At 46.1% G+C, this 16,047-nt stretch carries 12 protein-coding genes; 8 read left to right on the top strand and 4 right to left on the bottom strand.

The window, feature by feature from the left end:
- Positions 1-31: 31 nt before the first annotated feature.
- A complete protein-coding gene (locus DC345_RS11920; RefSeq protein ID WP_181586564.1) occupies positions 32-523 on the top strand; it encodes a cell wall hydrolase in 492 nt (163 codons plus the stop codon).
- A gap of 47 nt (positions 524-570) precedes the next feature.
- Here the strand turns inward: DC345_RS11920 and DC345_RS11915 are convergent, their stop codons facing one another.
- The gene (locus tag DC345_RS11915) at positions 571-1,311 is read right to left on the bottom strand and encodes a hypothetical protein (protein WP_113053266.1); all 741 of its coding nucleotides are present in this window, start codon (positions 1,309-1,311) and stop codon (positions 571-573) included.
- A gap of 206 nt (positions 1,312-1,517) precedes the next feature.
- On the opposite strand from DC345_RS11915, the gene DC345_RS11910 reads away from it, so the two are divergent.
- A complete protein-coding gene (locus DC345_RS11910; RefSeq protein ID WP_113053367.1) occupies positions 1,518-2,288 on the top strand; it encodes an AAC(3) family N-acetyltransferase in 771 nt (256 codons plus the stop codon).
- A gap of 331 nt (positions 2,289-2,619) precedes the next feature.
- The gene (locus tag DC345_RS11905) at positions 2,620-4,314 is read left to right on the top strand and encodes a histidine kinase N-terminal 7TM domain-containing diguanylate cyclase (protein WP_113053265.1); all 1,695 of its coding nucleotides are present in this window, start codon (positions 2,620-2,622) and stop codon (positions 4,312-4,314) included.
- 64 nt (positions 4,315-4,378) lie between these two features.
- Here DC345_RS11905 and DC345_RS11900 read toward each other — a convergent pair whose 3' ends face one another.
- Positions 4,379-4,726 (bottom strand): helix-turn-helix domain-containing protein, encoded by a 348-nt coding sequence (locus tag DC345_RS11900; protein WP_113053264.1) that lies wholly within the window; start codon positions 4,724-4,726, stop codon positions 4,379-4,381.
- A 164-nt stretch (positions 4,727-4,890) separates the two neighbouring features.
- On the opposite strand from DC345_RS11900, the gene DC345_RS11895 reads away from it, so the two are divergent.
- The 5 genes from DC345_RS11895 (at position 4,891) to DC345_RS11875 (ending at position 11,921) form a co-directional block, all read left to right on the top strand.
- Positions 4,891-5,694, top strand: coding sequence for a DNA-binding protein (locus DC345_RS11895; protein WP_113053366.1), 804 nt, complete (start codon positions 4,891-4,893; stop codon positions 5,692-5,694).
- 179 nt (positions 5,695-5,873) lie between these two features.
- Positions 5,874-7,016 (top strand): WXG100 family type VII secretion target, encoded by a 1,143-nt coding sequence (locus tag DC345_RS11890; RefSeq protein ID WP_113053263.1) that lies wholly within the window; start codon positions 5,874-5,876, stop codon positions 7,014-7,016.
- Between the two features lie 12 nt (positions 7,017-7,028).
- A complete protein-coding gene (locus tag DC345_RS11885) occupies positions 7,029-7,568 on the top strand; it encodes a hypothetical protein (RefSeq protein ID WP_113053262.1) in 540 nt (179 codons plus the stop codon).
- A 348-nt stretch (positions 7,569-7,916) separates the two neighbouring features.
- Positions 7,917-9,422, top strand: coding sequence for a malate:quinone oxidoreductase (locus DC345_RS11880; RefSeq protein WP_113053261.1), 1,506 nt, complete (start codon positions 7,917-7,919; stop codon positions 9,420-9,422).
- 399 nt (positions 9,423-9,821) lie between these two features.
- Positions 9,822-11,921, top strand: coding sequence for a TerD family protein (locus DC345_RS11875; protein WP_113053365.1), 2,100 nt, complete (start codon positions 9,822-9,824; stop codon positions 11,919-11,921).
- A gap of 115 nt (positions 11,922-12,036) precedes the next feature.
- Here the strand turns inward: DC345_RS11875 and DC345_RS11870 are convergent, their stop codons facing one another.
- Together DC345_RS11870 and DC345_RS11865 are read right to left on the bottom strand one after the other, a co-directional pair.
- Entirely contained in the window at positions 12,037-13,665 is a 1,629-nt protein-coding gene (locus tag DC345_RS11870; protein WP_113053260.1) for an extracellular solute-binding protein, read from the bottom strand.
- Between the two features lie 18 nt (positions 13,666-13,683).
- Entirely contained in the window at positions 13,684-16,032 is a 2,349-nt protein-coding gene (locus DC345_RS11865; protein WP_113053259.1) for an AraC family transcriptional regulator, read from the bottom strand.
- Between the last annotated feature and the right edge of the window lie 15 nt (positions 16,033-16,047).

Below are 16,047 nucleotides of genomic sequence, written 5' to 3'. Positions count from 1 at the left end.
AAAATAACTTAACTTAATGGAGGTAATATTTATGGCAATTGGTGATGCACTAACTTCAAAATCTCAGCTTTACGGACGTGACAGCGTGGACTTGTTGGCCCGAACTCTTTGGGGAGAAACCAGGGGCGATTCAGATTCTCGTGTAGGCGTTGCTTATGTCATCAGTAACCGTAAAAGTAATTCCACGTACAACGAATTTAAAAATCTCAACTCGATTGAAGCAGTCGTGCTTGCTCCAAATGCTTTTAGTTGCTTTAACGAAGGTAATCCTAACTTGGCTGAATGTCTGAAACCTGATACAGACAGTGCAGCTTGGAAAAACATTGTTAGCCTCGCATCAAACCTAAGTAGCTACTCAAATCCAATCAGCGGTAAGTGTTTTTACACTGCTAATACTAGATTTTCAGAACTGAGTTACACTTCCGGTAACAAGCTATATTATAAGTTTCCGGGTGGAAGCACGGTGCAAGTCAGCTCTAAAATCGTAGTCGGTGGACACACATTCTTTGATTATGTCGTTTAATTTAATTTCCCACCAAAAAAGGCTGACCAATTGTGGTCAGCCTTTTTTTATTTTTCAATAGGTTTAACTTCAATTTGATCAGCAAGAAATTCATTCTTAGCACTATCGAATTTGTATGTGATATTGAAATCACATACATATGTGGGAGACACACCTACAGATCCTCCAAGGTTCAATTTTATTTTTTGATTCTCCAATGAATAGATATTTACACCACCAAAAGCAAGGCTGTCTTGCTTGTAATCCGGCGCTGGATCAAACCCATAATTGAAATCATATTCTTTTCCTTGTGCTTTAACGGAGATCGCTAATGTACCGTCGCCATTTTTAGCAACATGCGTCTCAATCTGATCAGCAACAATCTCCTCATAACTTTGTACTTTAATTTCGGATAGGTCCTCGGCGTTAACGACATGAATATCATAATTGTTTAAACCTGTTCCTCGTCCAGTCTGGATAATAATTACGGCCTCTTCTTTTCCATCGCCTGTAACATCCGTATAAAATACCTGCGGGGCAGTTCCAGTATCAACAGGGACATTCCAAGAAAATTCTTTTTTATTACCGTTAATGTCCAGTGTTACCCCGTCGGTTTGTTTATAAAATTTTACTTTTTCATCCTCTGAAGATCCCAACAATTTTTCATTCATACTGTGCACTGGCTGTGTTGTTACTTGTTTACTGGGAGACTCACCCGAATCTTGCGGATTCGCTGTGGGCTTATCTGATCCACATCCTGAAAGCAAAACGACACTCAACACCATCAATACACCAAGCTCTTTTTTCAACCCTATAATCTCCTTTCGTCTACCTAGCAGAAATTATATCAGAGCAAATAAACATATGAGTGACACGGAATTAACATTATTTATGATTTAAGTTAAATTTATGTTATATAATCGCAAATATTAAACTTGGTATCACAGGATAACGTTAGTACCGTCGACTAAGCTCTATTTTGCTATAATAGCCCAAAGGAGGTTATCTATTCATGATACATACGCAAGAAAGTTTACTCCACCAACTGCGCCAGCTCGGCATTGATGACCAAGGAACGCTGCTCGTTCACTCTTCTATGAAAAGCTTGGGCGAAGTCGAAGGCGGTGCGGATACGGTGTTGGATGCGTTGACCGAGTATATGAAGGACGGGCTATTGGTGTTGCCAACGCATACATGGTCCACGATCAATGCGGACAATCCGATGTTCCACGTGGAATCTTCGCCATGCTGCGTCGGTATTCTTCCTGAGCTATTTCGCAAACGACCTGAAGTAGTACGTTCTTGGCACCCTACACATTCGGTAGCTGCTCTGGGACGCGACGCCGAAGCATTTACGAAGGACGATCATCTTTTCGATACACCTTGTGCGAGAGGCTCAGCCTGGGGGAAGCTGCTTGATCGGAAGGCATCCATCCTTTTGGTCGGCGTTGATCTGAAACGGAACACGTTTATCCATGGTATTGAAGAATGGGTCGACATCCCAGGTAGATTAACTGACGGCCATGAGATGTTAAAGACGGTTTTACCCGATGGAACCGAAATTTCGGTGCCTTCCCGAAGACATTGCGGATTATCGTGGTCGGAGCATTTTTGGAAAGTGGATGACGTTCTTGAACGTAAAGGTGCGATGCGTAAGGGGCAGCTTGGCGATGCGGTTGTCAGAGTGTGTGATGCGGCCTTGTTGACGGAAGTAATCACGAGCATGCTCCAAGATAATCCGGATTTATTCTCTGACAATTTGCCTTTGGACACTGTACACGAATGAGGAGAGGGCCGTCCGGTAACGGAGGGCTCTACATACGTACCTGCTTGCCTCTTACGACAGCTAACAAGGTCTTCTTTCCCCCGGTTTACATCCAAACGTTCAATTTCATTCACAAAAACGCAAAAATTGCGCAAAATTCAAACAGAGGTTGGTTGGTTTGCCATTGTATGGGCTACTCACCCCATTAGCGGTGTGATAAGATGTGGTTAAATTAACCAATAGCAACAATATAGGAATATCTTTTATAGGTTTATCGAAGGTTCATCTAGCGTTAAGGAATACCCCAATTCAATACTATTCTTCGTTGTCGCATGCAAAAAGGAGAAGATTCGTGAGCCCATTAGTATGGTATGATCTCTTTCTATTCGTCCTATTGTTTGGTGTATACGTATATGTTTTTGCAACGGTTAGAATTACGAACTTACATAAGGTTTACTTTTTGTTTCATGGGTTGATGATGCTCTGGCCATTCTGTCAATTTGCGAGTACGTTGACGAAGGACCCCGGCTTGCAGTTGTTCTATGTTACGTTATCTTTTGTCGCCGTTTCCTTACTCGGGAGTGGTTGGCTGCTGCTTACGATCTTCATTACGGGTGAAGCGGAGCGATTAGGCAAAAAAAGATCCTTCCTATTGTTCATCCCTGCGGTTATTGGAGCGGTTGGCGTGATTCTGAACCCGTGGGGCTGGTTTGTAACTCCGCTGGAAGGCGGTTATATCGAGCGGGAATATGGACACTGGTTCTGGGTTGTCATGGCTATACTCGTCAGTTACTTTGTAACGTCCCTCTTTATTTTATTCCGGGCACTATATTCTTCTCGAACGTCCTCCATGATTAAAAATCAGGTGAAAGTTACGCTATGGGGCATATTCGTGCTGGCTGCTTTTGCAACAATCGATGCTCTGCTTAATGTGGTTCTAAGAGCGTATTTACCGTTCATTATTCCCGGACTGACTTCGCTGGGGATTTTCGTGTCCGACCTTTTCTTCGTCTATGTTATTAAAAGGTACAATGTGTTCGATCTGGTTTCCATCGCCCATGAGGATGTAATCAATACCATTCCTTACGGCATCCTTGTACTGGATGAGAATGAGATGATTATTGAATTGAACAAAGCCTCCCGATCCTTCATGGATCTGCATGTGGGCGATTCTTTTGATATGGAGGCATTTCTGGGTTCTGTTCATGTAGAGGGCAGCCGTCAGAAGTTCCTGGAGGAGTATAAGCAAAAAGACAATACCTTGTCTCAAATTGAAGTACTCGTGGGGCGGCATGACATCCGTCACTATATCCTCCAAGCGTCTCCCATTGTTGATGCTGCTCGCGCGCCCATTGGTCATATTCTTACGTTCCAGGATGTCTCTCAAGAGCGCTTCTACGTAAAAGAAATGAATCGGCAGAATGAGACGCTTCAGGAGCGTAATCATGCCCTGGATCGCATTCGTCTGGAGTTGTCCGAGGCCAATCGCAAGCTGGAAGAACTCGCCCTGACGGACAGTCTGACGAACTGCTACAACCGTCGTTATCTGACCCAACACCTGAATCATGAGGTTATCACCAACATTCAATATAAAACGCCGTTTTCACTCATACTGCTGGATATTGACTACTTCAAAGCGATCAATGATCGCTACGGACATGTCATCGGGGATGAAGTGCTGCATCGCACGGCTCAGGCTGTCAAAGAATCCATTCGGAGTACCGATATTCTAACGCGATATGGCGGGGAGGAATTCATGATTTACCTTCCGCACACGGAGCATGATTTGGCGAACCAAATCGCGGAGCGCGTAAGACTAGCTGTGGAGTCCAACCGCATTATGGTGGATCACGAGATCGAACAGGTGTCCATTACGATTAGCATAGGCATTCTGTCGATTGAGGATTTTGAATTGGAGCATGTGCCGGATAACCCGGAGGGGTATCTGATTCAGCTGTTCGCTGCGGTGGATAAGGCGTTGTATCAGGCGAAGCAGAATGGGCGTAATCGGATTGAGTTTGCGGAGTTTGAGCGGGTTGTTTTGTAGATTCATGAAATTAAAAAAGAGTGTGAGGGTTACTCCACTCTTTTTGATTTCGATGCTGATGTGTTTAGTCAGAACTTTTTTGTAGCTTTTCTATAGTATTCAGAATCTCTTTATTAATTTTCGTTAATGATGAGATTTCATCTGCGCTTTTACCACCTACTAATGTTATATGTTCATCCAAAGCTCTTTGGTACTCGGATTCTATGTTGAATTTGAAGATTTCTTCTGCAGGAACCTGAAATCCATTTATTATTTTTTCCAGAGTCTCCAGAGAAATATTTCGATCGCCCCGTTCAACCCCACCAATATAGCTGTAATGAAGACCTGCAGCTTCTGCTAGTTGTTCTTGAGTCCAACCCTTGGCCTTTCTTAACTCGCGTATTCGATTCCCTACACTTTCTGGTAAATTCATATGATCACCTCCACTTAAGGTTAGAAGAGGTTAATGAATCGTTACAGACTAATATGTACAAAGTGATTTATAAAATAAAAGTACTTATAAGTACAATTTATATTGACCACCTTTTTGTTTATCTATACAATTATATAAAAATGGATAATCAAGGAGGAATCCCTTTGCGAACTTCTATCCTGAAATCACTTAAACCGGACATTATTGTTGAAATGTTGGACATGGCTGTTGCTTTTGAAAATTGGAACAAGGTAATGGAGAGGGCGGACATGTTGTATCAATGTGTGCAGTGCATCCATGAAGATCGACAGGGGCATCGAACCAAGGGATTACCTTTAACCTATATTCATACCGAGCGTCCGTTGTTCTATTATTACGGGTTCAGTCTCCAAATGCGGGGCATGGCTCACCAGAAGATGGGGCAGGTGGATCAAGCGCGGGCGTGTATTGATCAATATGCAGAGCTAGAGTGGATGGAAGAGCTGGATGATGCGGGAATGCAGGTAGTGCAGGAGTTTAGGCATCGAGCGCAGGTGAATCGGTATGCGTTGGAGATTGAAGCGGGGCATTCAGAGATGCTGGAGGAGTATGTGAATTTTCTGCTAGAGCATCCAGAGGAATGTATAGCAGGTCTGAGAACGATTGTGGAGGCGGCGGTCCGGTATCGTTGGCAGATTGATCGAGTTTTACATATGTTTTCGAGTCAGGTTCAAGGTGTTGGTGTAAAATTAGATTCTTCAAACAACGCAGATATGTACCATTATTGTTATCACCGAGCTTTATACGAACAATGCATGAGAAGGCAAAAGAAAGCGGTGGAGTTCATTTTGCAGGCACTTAGATTAGCGGATGAGCTTGAGATGAATCGGTATTTCAAAAAATGCGCGTCACTACTAGAATCGTTGCGGGAAGATGCAACGGAGGAGCAGATTGGGCGGTATCGGACGTTTTTGGAGGGGATAGGGTAATGGGGTTATTTGCTGGTAAAAAGTGCTTTGAAATGGGTAAATGCATATAGGACCATAGCACCGATGATGTGTACAGCTTATATTTTAGAAATGGTTAAATCAGGATGTTAGCCGGATGGCCTGTACTGCAAACTTCTGCTAACATAGGCTAATCCTATTTTAAATGAGCGGAGAAATGTATGAGTAGAATCAAAGTAACCCCTGAACAACTGCATCACGTATCGAATCAGGTGGATCAAGCCAGACAACAGTTGGAGAGTATACGGGGTGATCTGACGAGACAGATCATGTTCATTCAGATGATGTGGATGGGTGCAACGCAGGAGCGGTTTTTCTATGAGTTTGAGCAATCACGCCCTATACTGGATAAAGCGCTGGAGAGTATGGTGAACACATCCAAAGAATTGAAGGACATCGCTACGCGCTTCCAGGATGCAGATGCTCAGTTGATAAGTTTGGGTAGTGCAACTGGAGCAGTCGGTGCCGCAGCAATCATGACCAATTCAGCAGGTGATTCAAGCTCGGGTGATAAGGGATATCGGATGGCACGAATCAATATGTTTGGAAAGTGGGTGTGGATGCCTGTCAACGAGGATGGTGTTGCGGATCAGGCTGCTCTTCAGGCGTATGAGAAGGATCATGGACATCTCGATGTTAATCGCATGCAAGGTGAGAAGGTTGAACCACCTGGGGAGGATATTTTTGCGTTACAGATCAAGGCATTCCAGAACGGAATACATCCCTATACAGGAGAATCTGTCTCTGATTCTTATGCTCAAACCATGGTTGCCTCTCTGAAATTTGCCCAAGTGTTTATGGCGATTCAGATGGTTCGTGGAAGTGTCCCGGGTGGCAAGGGTCCATTTCGTTTACCATCATCTAGTCCAGCCGTGGCGAAAATTAAGAAGAATCTTGAAACGGCTAAAGCGAATTTGGGGAATACTCAAAAGAGTGTGGTTGAAGCATCTCCAAAAGCCGTTGAGCAGAAAGTTAATTTGAGTCAAAATCTAATTGATCATGTTATTAATAGACATTCTGTAAATAGTACGAAGCAACAACTTCCATATCTCCAAAAGAAAATGTCTGAAGAGCAGATTAATGAAATGTTAAGTAGGAAATCTTTTTTTAATAAAGAGTGGTCGGATAAAAAAATAACTGATGCGTCAACGGTGGCCGTCAATCAGCTGAAACAACAAGGAGTAAACGAAGGGTTGCATACCGTTACTGTTTTTAATGAACCGATTAAGGTGTTCATTAGAAATGGTAATGTTGATTCTGTATATGGAACTCATATATATAAAATTAGTGATTTATTAGATTAGGAGTGCTTGAATATGTTCGCTATTTCTTTCAAAGCAATTGATAACTTTGATGAAATTAAACAAATGTCCGCGGAGCAATTTGATCAGACGAAACAAGATATAGAGGGAATTATTGAATTGGACTTTAACGGTAATAAGTACGGCATGTTCTTCGAAGATTGTCCATTTGGTAATGAAAGACTCATTAGATGGTTTGTTGACTTAATAACCATTGCCAAAATGGTTAAAGTTCATAATTATGTTGCATATCGAATTCCGGATAGCGCTAATTTGTGGCTTGAGTTTAAATCGCAGGAAAAGGAATTAGAAGTCAGTTTAGTTGAAGACACTGATCGAGAAGTCATTCTGGATCTGTTTATTACGGAGCCGTTTAAGGAGTTTAGATATTCAACTTGGAAAGGCGCTAATGTTAGCATGGCTTCTTTTACTAAGGAAATCGTGAGTAATGCCCGAGAATTCATAAATTTTGTTGCTGTACTGAACTCTAAAATAATGGAGAGTAAAAACATTCAAATACTAGAGAACAGTTTGCTGGAACTGGAGTCTCAATAAAAACACTATTATGGTGTGCAAACAGATAAACACTAACCCAAACATCAATTCCTCTCACCTTTCAGAGACAATTCAGGCCACGCAACCAGAATTGTCTCTTTTTATTGAACAAATTAATCTTTCAGCCCTATAACCGGGTTATCTATCTGACATAAACTAGCGTATACTGAGGGAATAGCAAATATCTTCAAATTGCATATTTAAATTGACCCATATTATTGATACACTAGATCAAGGTTATATTCATTCAGAAAAGGGGCGGGCCTGTTCAAGAATGGGGCTTGCTGCAATGCCAAATCGATAACGCTTACATCCTTTTGGCAAATATAGGATATAAGGACGGTAGACATGAGCCAGGGACAAACGAGTACAGATGTTATCTTGATTGGTGCCGGAATTATGAGTGCAACTTTGGGAACTTTGCTTAAACAATTGGCACCAGACTGGAATATTAAGGTTTTTGAGAAGCTCGCCAGTGCGGGGGAGGAAAGCTCCAACGAATGGAATAATGCCGGAACCGGGCATTCAGCATTGTGCGAACTTAACTATACCGTTGAACGACCAGACGGATCCGTAGATATTAGCAAAGCGATTAAGGTGAATGAGCATTTTCAAATCTCAAGGCAATTTTGGTCCTATCTCGTCAAAAGCAATCTGATTCGTAATCCGCGGGACTTCATTATGCCGCTCCCTCATTTGAGTTATGTACATGGAGAGCAGAATGTCCAGTTTCTAAAAAGACGCTTTGAAGCGTTAGCGAAACATCCGTTATTCGTTGGCATGGAATTCTCGGATAATAAGAAAAAACTGGCGGAATGGATTCCGTTGATGATGAAAAACCGCACGGGTAATGAACCGATTGCAGCCACCAAAATTGACTCCGGTACGGACGTTAACTTTGGTGCTTTAACGCGTATGCTAATGGAACACTTAAAGAGCCAAAACGTGGATATCCACTACCAACATAGCGTGAAAAATATGAAACGCACAAGCAATGGATCTTGGGAATTAGCCGTGAAAAATCTGAAGAGCGGAACCGTCGAACGGCACACCGCACAATTCGTTTTCATCGGTGCGGGCGGCGGAAGCTTGCATTTGCTGCAAAAAGCCGGCATTCCTGAGGGTAAACATATCGGCGGCTTCCCGGTTAGCGGCATCTTTATGGTGTGCAAAAATCCGAAAGTCGTGGAACAGCATCATGCCAAAGTATATGGAAAAGCTTCGGTGGGTGCTCCGCCAATGTCTGTTCCGCATTTGGATACCCGATTTATTGAGAACCAGAAGTCACTGCTATTCGGACCGTTTGCCGGGTTCTCGCCAAAATTCTTAAAAACGGGCTCCAATGCCGATCTGATTACGTCCGTGAAGCTGCATAACTTGCTCACGATGCTCGCGGCAGGCGTCAAAGAAATCTCACTAACCAAATACCTGATCCAACAACTCATGTTATCCAAGGAACAACGCATGGCCGAATTGCGTGACTTTGTTCCAGATGCCAAGAGTGAGGATTGGGATATGGTACTGGCGGGCCAGCGTGTGCAGGTGATTAAGGACACGGCTCAAGGCGGCAAAGGAACCCTTCAATTCGGCACGGAGGTCGTCACTGCGGCGGATGGCTCAATTGCAGCATTGCTTGGAGCTTCACCGGGTGCTTCAACTGCTGTTCACGTGATGCTGGAAATCCTCCAGAAGTGCTTCCCGCAGCATATGGATGCCTGGGAGCCGAAGATCAAGGAAATGGTTCCTTCGTATGGCGAGTCACTGGTTGAAAATCTTAGTCTTCTAAACCAGGTACATGCGTCAACCGCTCGGGTGCTTGGGCTGACGGCTGAGAAGTCAGTCGTTCGGATGTAACGAGATATATGCGACCTGCTCTATAGTAGGTGCGATAAAGAGCTAAGCCGGCTAAAACCGTGCTTAGCTCTTTTTTATGTACCATTAGTGTATGCCGCCCTCCAGAACTACTCTATGCAAGTCGGAAAATTCACCCTTAATTATTCAGTCGTAATACTTTCGCCCTGTTGGGAGATCGTGGAATCTGAGATGATGGGTTCATCAAAGGTTCGGGTCACAAGCTTCGGACCTATGGCCTTCAGGCTATGGCGATCCTTCCTTCTAACTTCATTGGCGAACTTAGGGTTGCCGCTTTCCTGAAGATCTCAATTCAGAGAGGAGGCGTCCAGGCTATCATATTCCTTCCTTCTACAGCAGACCACCAATTGTAGGGATATGGCTTTCCTGGACTCTTTTATCATGAACAATACCATCTATTTGCGCAGAGCGAAGAAACTCATGATCGAGCAGGAACAAGGGGAGAAACAGCTGCCGAAGGTTTATTTGGCGACTGCCCTTAAAAATATAGAAACGCTTGGATACACATTCTCGGATGAGTTGATTCAGGCCGTGCGAACATTATCCAAGGAACAATTTGAAGCATTGATGGCCCAGGTTGTGGCTGATCTGAGAATCATGGTCGGCGCGCATGTGGACTACAAACCGATGTACCCTGGATTTCCGGCGCAGGTGATGGAGGAAGATGAGGTGGAACTCTACCTGAATGCCATCCTGCATTATCTGACCTCGGTATATCCGCAGTATGAACTCGTAGAAAGAGGGCCTTTACTGGATAAAGTGAACCTGAAAGTCATTGGCCTTGGCAACAAGGCTGACTTCCAGAAGGTCATCCGTCAGCTGATTGAAGCGAAGGGCTCCATTTCGGAGACAGACAAAGCAGATATCGATACGGTGCTGGAACATGCGGAACCGGATGAAGTAGATGCGTTGTTGCCAGCCGAGATTCCTTTCAAGGAAAATGTGGGGTTCGTAGTAGCTTCCTTATTAAAATATGAAAAGGCCAATATCGACCGAATCGGCCCGTATTTCAGAACGGCAACGGATGTCCTTCGTCTTGCTGTAGCCTGGTCGGATGGTGATGTCAGTCTGACTCTGGCTTCGCCATTCCGTAAATTCAAGCGGCGTGAGAGACGCCTGTTGCTTGGTCTTCTGGAGCAATGCGGTTCAATTACGGAAGACATGCTTCGATACAAGGATCGCTGGATTCGTCTGGGCGAAATTCTGCATCCATCTGAATATAAGCTTCGTTACCCACGATGCGAGGAAGCTTTTGATATTTTGCGTAATAACAAGCCGTTTACGACCTTTAACGGAAGTGTGGAGCTTGCCTTCCAATACCGGAATGTATGGAGTTTGATTGAGCTGTTGAAGCAGCGCCCGGGTGAATTCGCGAGAAGATTGGATCACCTATTGCGTTCTACCACGGATAAGGAATATGTATTGCTGGCGTTCGGAGAAATTCTGGAGCACGTATCGACCCCTGTACTGTTGCAGGTAAAACAACATTTTGCCCAGCGTAATGAGCCGCAGGATTTGCGTGTATTTTTCCCGAAAGGCAATGTAGCGAAGGCTTTCGCCATTCCGAATCAGCTTCCCGAGATGGACGATGACACTTGTCGTGCCGTCGTGCAGATGTGCGAACAGGCGCTGGTGCAGCGTTTCGCCGCCCTTCCTTCGCTAGGGAAGACGTATGTCGATCCACAGCTCCATGATTATCTGGTTCCCTTTTCCCAAAGATCGGCGAGCAAGGCCCTTCATACGATTGTTCGGGGAAGTCGGGTGCCGATGGCCGAGGGAGACACAATTCGTTTCTTCAACTGGTGGAAGGAAGGCACTGTGAACGGTCAAGCAACGGGGCGCGTAGATATCGATCTGTCTGCGGTGATGTACGATGAGAATTGGAACTATGTAGAGCACATCTCCTATACGAATCTGCGTTCATCCAACTATAAGGCCGTTCATAGCGGGGATATCGTGACAGCGCCTCATGGTGCAAGTGAGTTTATTGACCTGCATATTCCGTCGATTGTTGATTATGGCGGACGTTATGTGGTGGCGAGTCTGCTTTCCTTTACGAGTCATCCATATTGCGATCTGCCTGAATGCTTTGTGGGCTGGATGATGCGGAAAAAGCCAGGCTCTGGCGAGATCTTCGAGCCGTCCACGGTGGCGAACAAGATTGATATCACGGCAGATACGCAGATCACGATTCCCGTCATTATGGATTTGGTAGAGCGTACAGTCATCTGGACGGATCTGGCGCTGACCAGACATCCGGAATACTACAATAATGTTGAGGGTAATCAAAAAGGGATGGTCTTGATGGGCAAAGCCCTGACCACATTGCGCAAACCGGATCTCTACGACTTGTTCACACTCCATGCAAAGGCCAGAGGTGAGTTGGTAGATTCGTTGGATCAGGCCGATACAATCTATTCGGTGGAGCAAGGAATTACCCCGTTTGATATCGAGCAGATTATGGCGGAATATTTGGCTTAAGTCCATCACATGTGAATATGGAGGCCGAGACAGAAAAGAGCAGCGGATAGCTGCTCTTTTTTCGGTTCATTTACTCATTCACATCACTCACTCACTCACTCACTCACTCACTCATTCAATCACTCACTCGTTCGTTCGCTTCGCTTAGTACTTCCGCGCCGCCTATGGCCAAAAATTCCTCCACGAAATCATCAAATTCGCTCAGCGGTCTCTCGCCTGTAATGAAGGAGATGTAGGCCTTGTTCTTCAGCTTGATCAGCTCTGCTCCGTTTTTGGCAAGGGAGGGGGTTGCTACCTCAAGGGAGTTGTAAATGCCGTCCTGGTCTAGCCCGAGGGTCGAAGCCCACTGCTCTCGCCGCCCGGTCTGCTTCAGAGGCACGGTCATGCCCAGATTGGCGCCGATTGCGTTTTGATAACTGAACATCTTGTCGTACGGAGGAAGAATGACCGTATTCTGCGGAAACGTATCCGTCCAAGTCCAATGCTTGCCCTTCACGCCTAAGGCTAGGGTAGCCGCCTCGTTAGGATCAGGATTTGCGCTGACATCATCCAGAATTCGAAGTATCGTCGCAAGCTTGCCTGGTTCCTTGACGGCATCTGCGCCGATGGCCGTGAAGCTCATTAACATATCGTATCCCTTGGAGCCGCGCTGCCCGTATGGTCCGCTAAACGGTCTGCCGAACACCACCCGGGCCTCCGGGTTCTTGGCGGTCAGCTCCTTCACGTTAAAGGTCGATTGCACCGGAGTCTCTACGGCATGACCATTCGAGCCATAACTCCAGTCCACGTAATCACCATCCTGAATCCAGTGATAATAATTGCCCATGGAGGTCATTCCGATCCTGCCGTTAATAAAGGCGTGAGACAGGTGTTTGTAGCTGCCCTTATTCTCCCCGGTAATAAACTCGGGATCGATCACGCCGTCCCGGTACCATTTGCGCAAATATTGCAGTGCTTCTTTCATTTCGGGCTGAAGTGCCCCGATGACCTGCTCTCCATCCTTTATGCTGAAGTAGAGCTGATCTGCGAAAACGATTTGCCCAAAGGCACCAAATACAACGTTCATGCCTTCGCTGGACAAGCCATAGGTATCTTTGATCCCATTGCCGTCAGGATCATCGTTGGTGAAGGCATAGATTACTTTCTCAAAATCAGCCAGCGTTTGCGGCACCGACAGGCCAAGCTTGTCCAGCCAGTCCTGCCGGAAAACGACCGGGGTACGATAGATGTTGGTCGGATTAATAACAGGAATACCATAATAGGTTCCGTCAATCATTCCGGCATTTTCGTAAGCAGGCGCATTTTCCCGGATGACACTCATCAGGTTCGGAGCGTATGTGTTGAGCATATCCACGGGAATCTCGGCCAGTACGCCTTGCTGCTGGTACTTGAGCAGATCCTGCGGCTGGCGTATACGGAACAGATCGGGAATGGCACCCTGGGCGAGCTTCATGTCGAGAAGGGATTCATATTTGTTGTTTTCAAGGTTCCATACATCGAGATCAACGTCGAATTTGTCTTCCACGTACTTGAGCATTTCCGCATCCTCAGGCACTGGAACATTCTGATGCATCGTCCATGAAATGTGGTAGCGCGAATTGGGAGAAGCCGAATGGGCCTCTTGCTTATCCGTTGTGGTCTTCTGCCCGAGTGGCAGATCGCAGCCGCTGAGGATACTGATCATGCCTACCGGAATCAGCATTGCGAGAAGTGCAGTAACGCGCAGCCATCCCTTATTTTTCATCCGCAACCCTTCCTCACCTTAAGATCCAGCTTCCGCAATTTCTGCCGAAGCATTCTTGCGTAAATAATGGCCCGGCGTACAGCCGTACATTTCCTTGAACCGTTTAATGAAATAGGCAGTCGTTCCGTAGCCGACGGAACTTGCGATCCGTTCAATAGTCATGTTGTTGTTCTCAATCAGTTCTTTGGCCCGTTCCATCCGCCGGGAAGTGACATAGTCGGTATAGGTGACGCCAAGTTCTTCTTTAAAGAGCTTGCTCAAATATTTGGGACTGATGAACACCTGCGCTCCTACGGCCTCCAGTGACAGATCTTCGGACAAATGCTCCTCAATATATTGTTTTGCAATCCCGATGGTGGAGACGGCCCGGTCGCTGTTCCGTTTCTCCGTTTCGGAGATAAATACCGTGACCGACTCCACCAGCCAGTCGCGGTATGCCACGATATTGGCGATACTGATGTACTCATGGTACAGATCGGAATGACCGAGCTGCAGGGGATGCTTGTAACGGACATTTTTCACAACATCCGAGTAGACGAATACCGCATTCGCCAGCATAAAATGACAATAGTCTGCGGGATATAATCCTTCCCTCATCGTGGCAATGAACTGGTCAACAGCGGCAACAGCCTCATCCGGCTGTCTGGCATGAAGCTTGTCCCTGAACTTGGCAAGCAGGGTCTGCGGAATTTCATCCATATTGTGCTCCCGCTGGAGAATGCTGCGATCCTTCAGGATATGGAGCTCGGGCAGGAAATACGCGTATTTCATCAACGCCTGGGCATCGCTGAAGCTTCTGTGCACATCGGCAAGCTCCTGCACCCAGGAGCCTGACGACAGCTGAATATTAGGCTGGAACTGCTGTCGTGCCTCTGACAATAGAAGCCGGGACAGCTTGTCCAGCAGCGGTTCAGAAGCTATATCCGTACACAGAATAACCGCCAGCTTCTTATCCGGCAGTTCCTCGACAATCAGGCGGCTGTCCGGCAAGGATAGGGACTCCAGCCCATGGATCAATCTTGATATGACCGATGACAGGTTCTCCGAGCTAAGTCCCATGTGGACTACCGCGGTATTTAGGAGCAAGCAGCAGTATCCCTGATAGGGTTGTGAAATGCCCAGTGCAGTCCGTTCTTCCGCCCACTGTTCTGGGCTATAGCCACCGTGCAGTAAATTCAGTACGGCGTTGTGCTTGATGGCCGGGCTGTTCGCCAGCAGCGTTTCCTCAAGGCTGCTCACCTTATCGCTTAATTGCAAGAAGGCACTGTCGATCAGTCGGTATTCATTCGTAATATGTTTGGGTGTAGGCCCGGATAACTCCTTAATTCGGTTAACGAGGCGTTTAATCGGACTGTAGTTGGCTTTTACCAGTACTGCGGACAGCGCCAGACCAATCAGGATGGCGATGATGCAGATGCCGAGGATGAGCTTCTGTATCATGATTGATTGCTCATAATAGAAGTTGGCTGGCATTGCGCTATAGATGGTCCATCCTGTCGAAGGCAGGGTCTGGTAGGACACAACAACCGATGTATTGCCGATCTTGTCGTCAAAGCTGCCCTTCTCGTTTCCGGACTGTAAAGCTTTCTTGATGCTGGCACCGTATTCCCCTGACTGACCCGGAGTGTCTGTACTGGCATTGCTAATGGCGTTACCCATCGGGTTAACGATAAATGTGCTGTTGTATTGTGAGGGCATCATATTTTCGATGATGCTGCTTATCGCGTTTTCCTTTACATCTATTGCAATAAAGACATCTCCGGTTTCGCCTGTGGACTGAAAAGGATAGCTGTGCGCGTACGTAAACAGGGCGTTGCTTCCGCCAACTGTGCCACCTGACACGCTGGAGAAAATATCCTGAGGCACCTGGCGTGAAGCTGTCCATAAGCTATTTTGCTTGCTTGTCCGCATGTCCTGAAGCCAATCTGAATAATAAGTCGAGCCTTCCCCTTGATCGGCGTTATAGCGCAGGCCGTATAGCGACGATAGCATGATGTTTTGTCCAGGATAATAGAGATGTATGGCCTGAATCATGTCCGTGTTGCCGGCAACTTTGGACTTAAGTAATTCCTGAAGGTCAATGACGCTGTCCAGCCCGCTCCGGGTAGATGGTCCAGCGAACAGTCGAATATCCGCAGACTTGTCGAGTGACAGGTCCAGATAGATTTGCTGCACCCTTTGCAGGATCGTTCCTTCAATGGTTTGTGTTGTATTTTCAAGAATCAGCTGATTCTTGTTCTGCAACTCTTCATTGTAACTGCGTGAGAAATAGATATAGAAGAAAGAGCATATGAGCAGCACAATAACGACGACGATGGAACCGTACGAAATCGCAAGATTCGCCCATGCGGAGCTCCATTTTTTCATGAGGCATTCCTCCCG

Source organism: Paenibacillus taichungensis (assembly GCF_003287275.1).
In the GTDB taxonomy this organism is placed as follows: domain Bacteria; phylum Bacillota; class Bacilli; order Paenibacillales; family Paenibacillaceae; genus Paenibacillus; species Paenibacillus taichungensis_A.
This window is presented reverse-complemented; position numbering and strand designations above follow the sequence as displayed.

Bases quoted from the DNA above. Each gene is read 5' to 3' on its own strand.
- DC345_RS11880 (WP_113053261.1), top strand. From the start codon at position 7,917: ATGAGCCAGGGACAAACGAGTACAGATGTTATCTTGATTGGTGCCGGA.
- DC345_RS11865 (WP_113053259.1), bottom strand. From the start codon at position 16,032: ATGAAAAAATGGAGCTCCGCATGGGCGAATCTTGCGATTTCGTACGGT.
- DC345_RS11885 (WP_113053262.1), top strand. From the start codon at position 7,029: ATGTTCGCTATTTCTTTCAAAGCAATTGATAACTTTGATGAAATTAAA.
- DC345_RS11900 (WP_113053264.1), bottom strand. From the start codon at position 4,726: ATGAATTTACCAGAAAGTGTAGGGAATCGAATACGCGAGTTAAGAAAG.
- DC345_RS11870 (WP_113053260.1), bottom strand. From the start codon at position 13,665: ATGAAAAATAAGGGATGGCTGCGCGTTACTGCACTTCTCGCAATGCTG.
- DC345_RS11890 (WP_113053263.1), top strand. From the start codon at position 5,874: ATGAGTAGAATCAAAGTAACCCCTGAACAACTGCATCACGTATCGAAT.
- DC345_RS11875 (WP_113053365.1), top strand. From the start codon at position 9,822: ATGAACAATACCATCTATTTGCGCAGAGCGAAGAAACTCATGATCGAG.
- DC345_RS11920 (WP_181586564.1), top strand. From the start codon at position 32: ATGGCAATTGGTGATGCACTAACTTCAAAATCTCAGCTTTACGGACGT.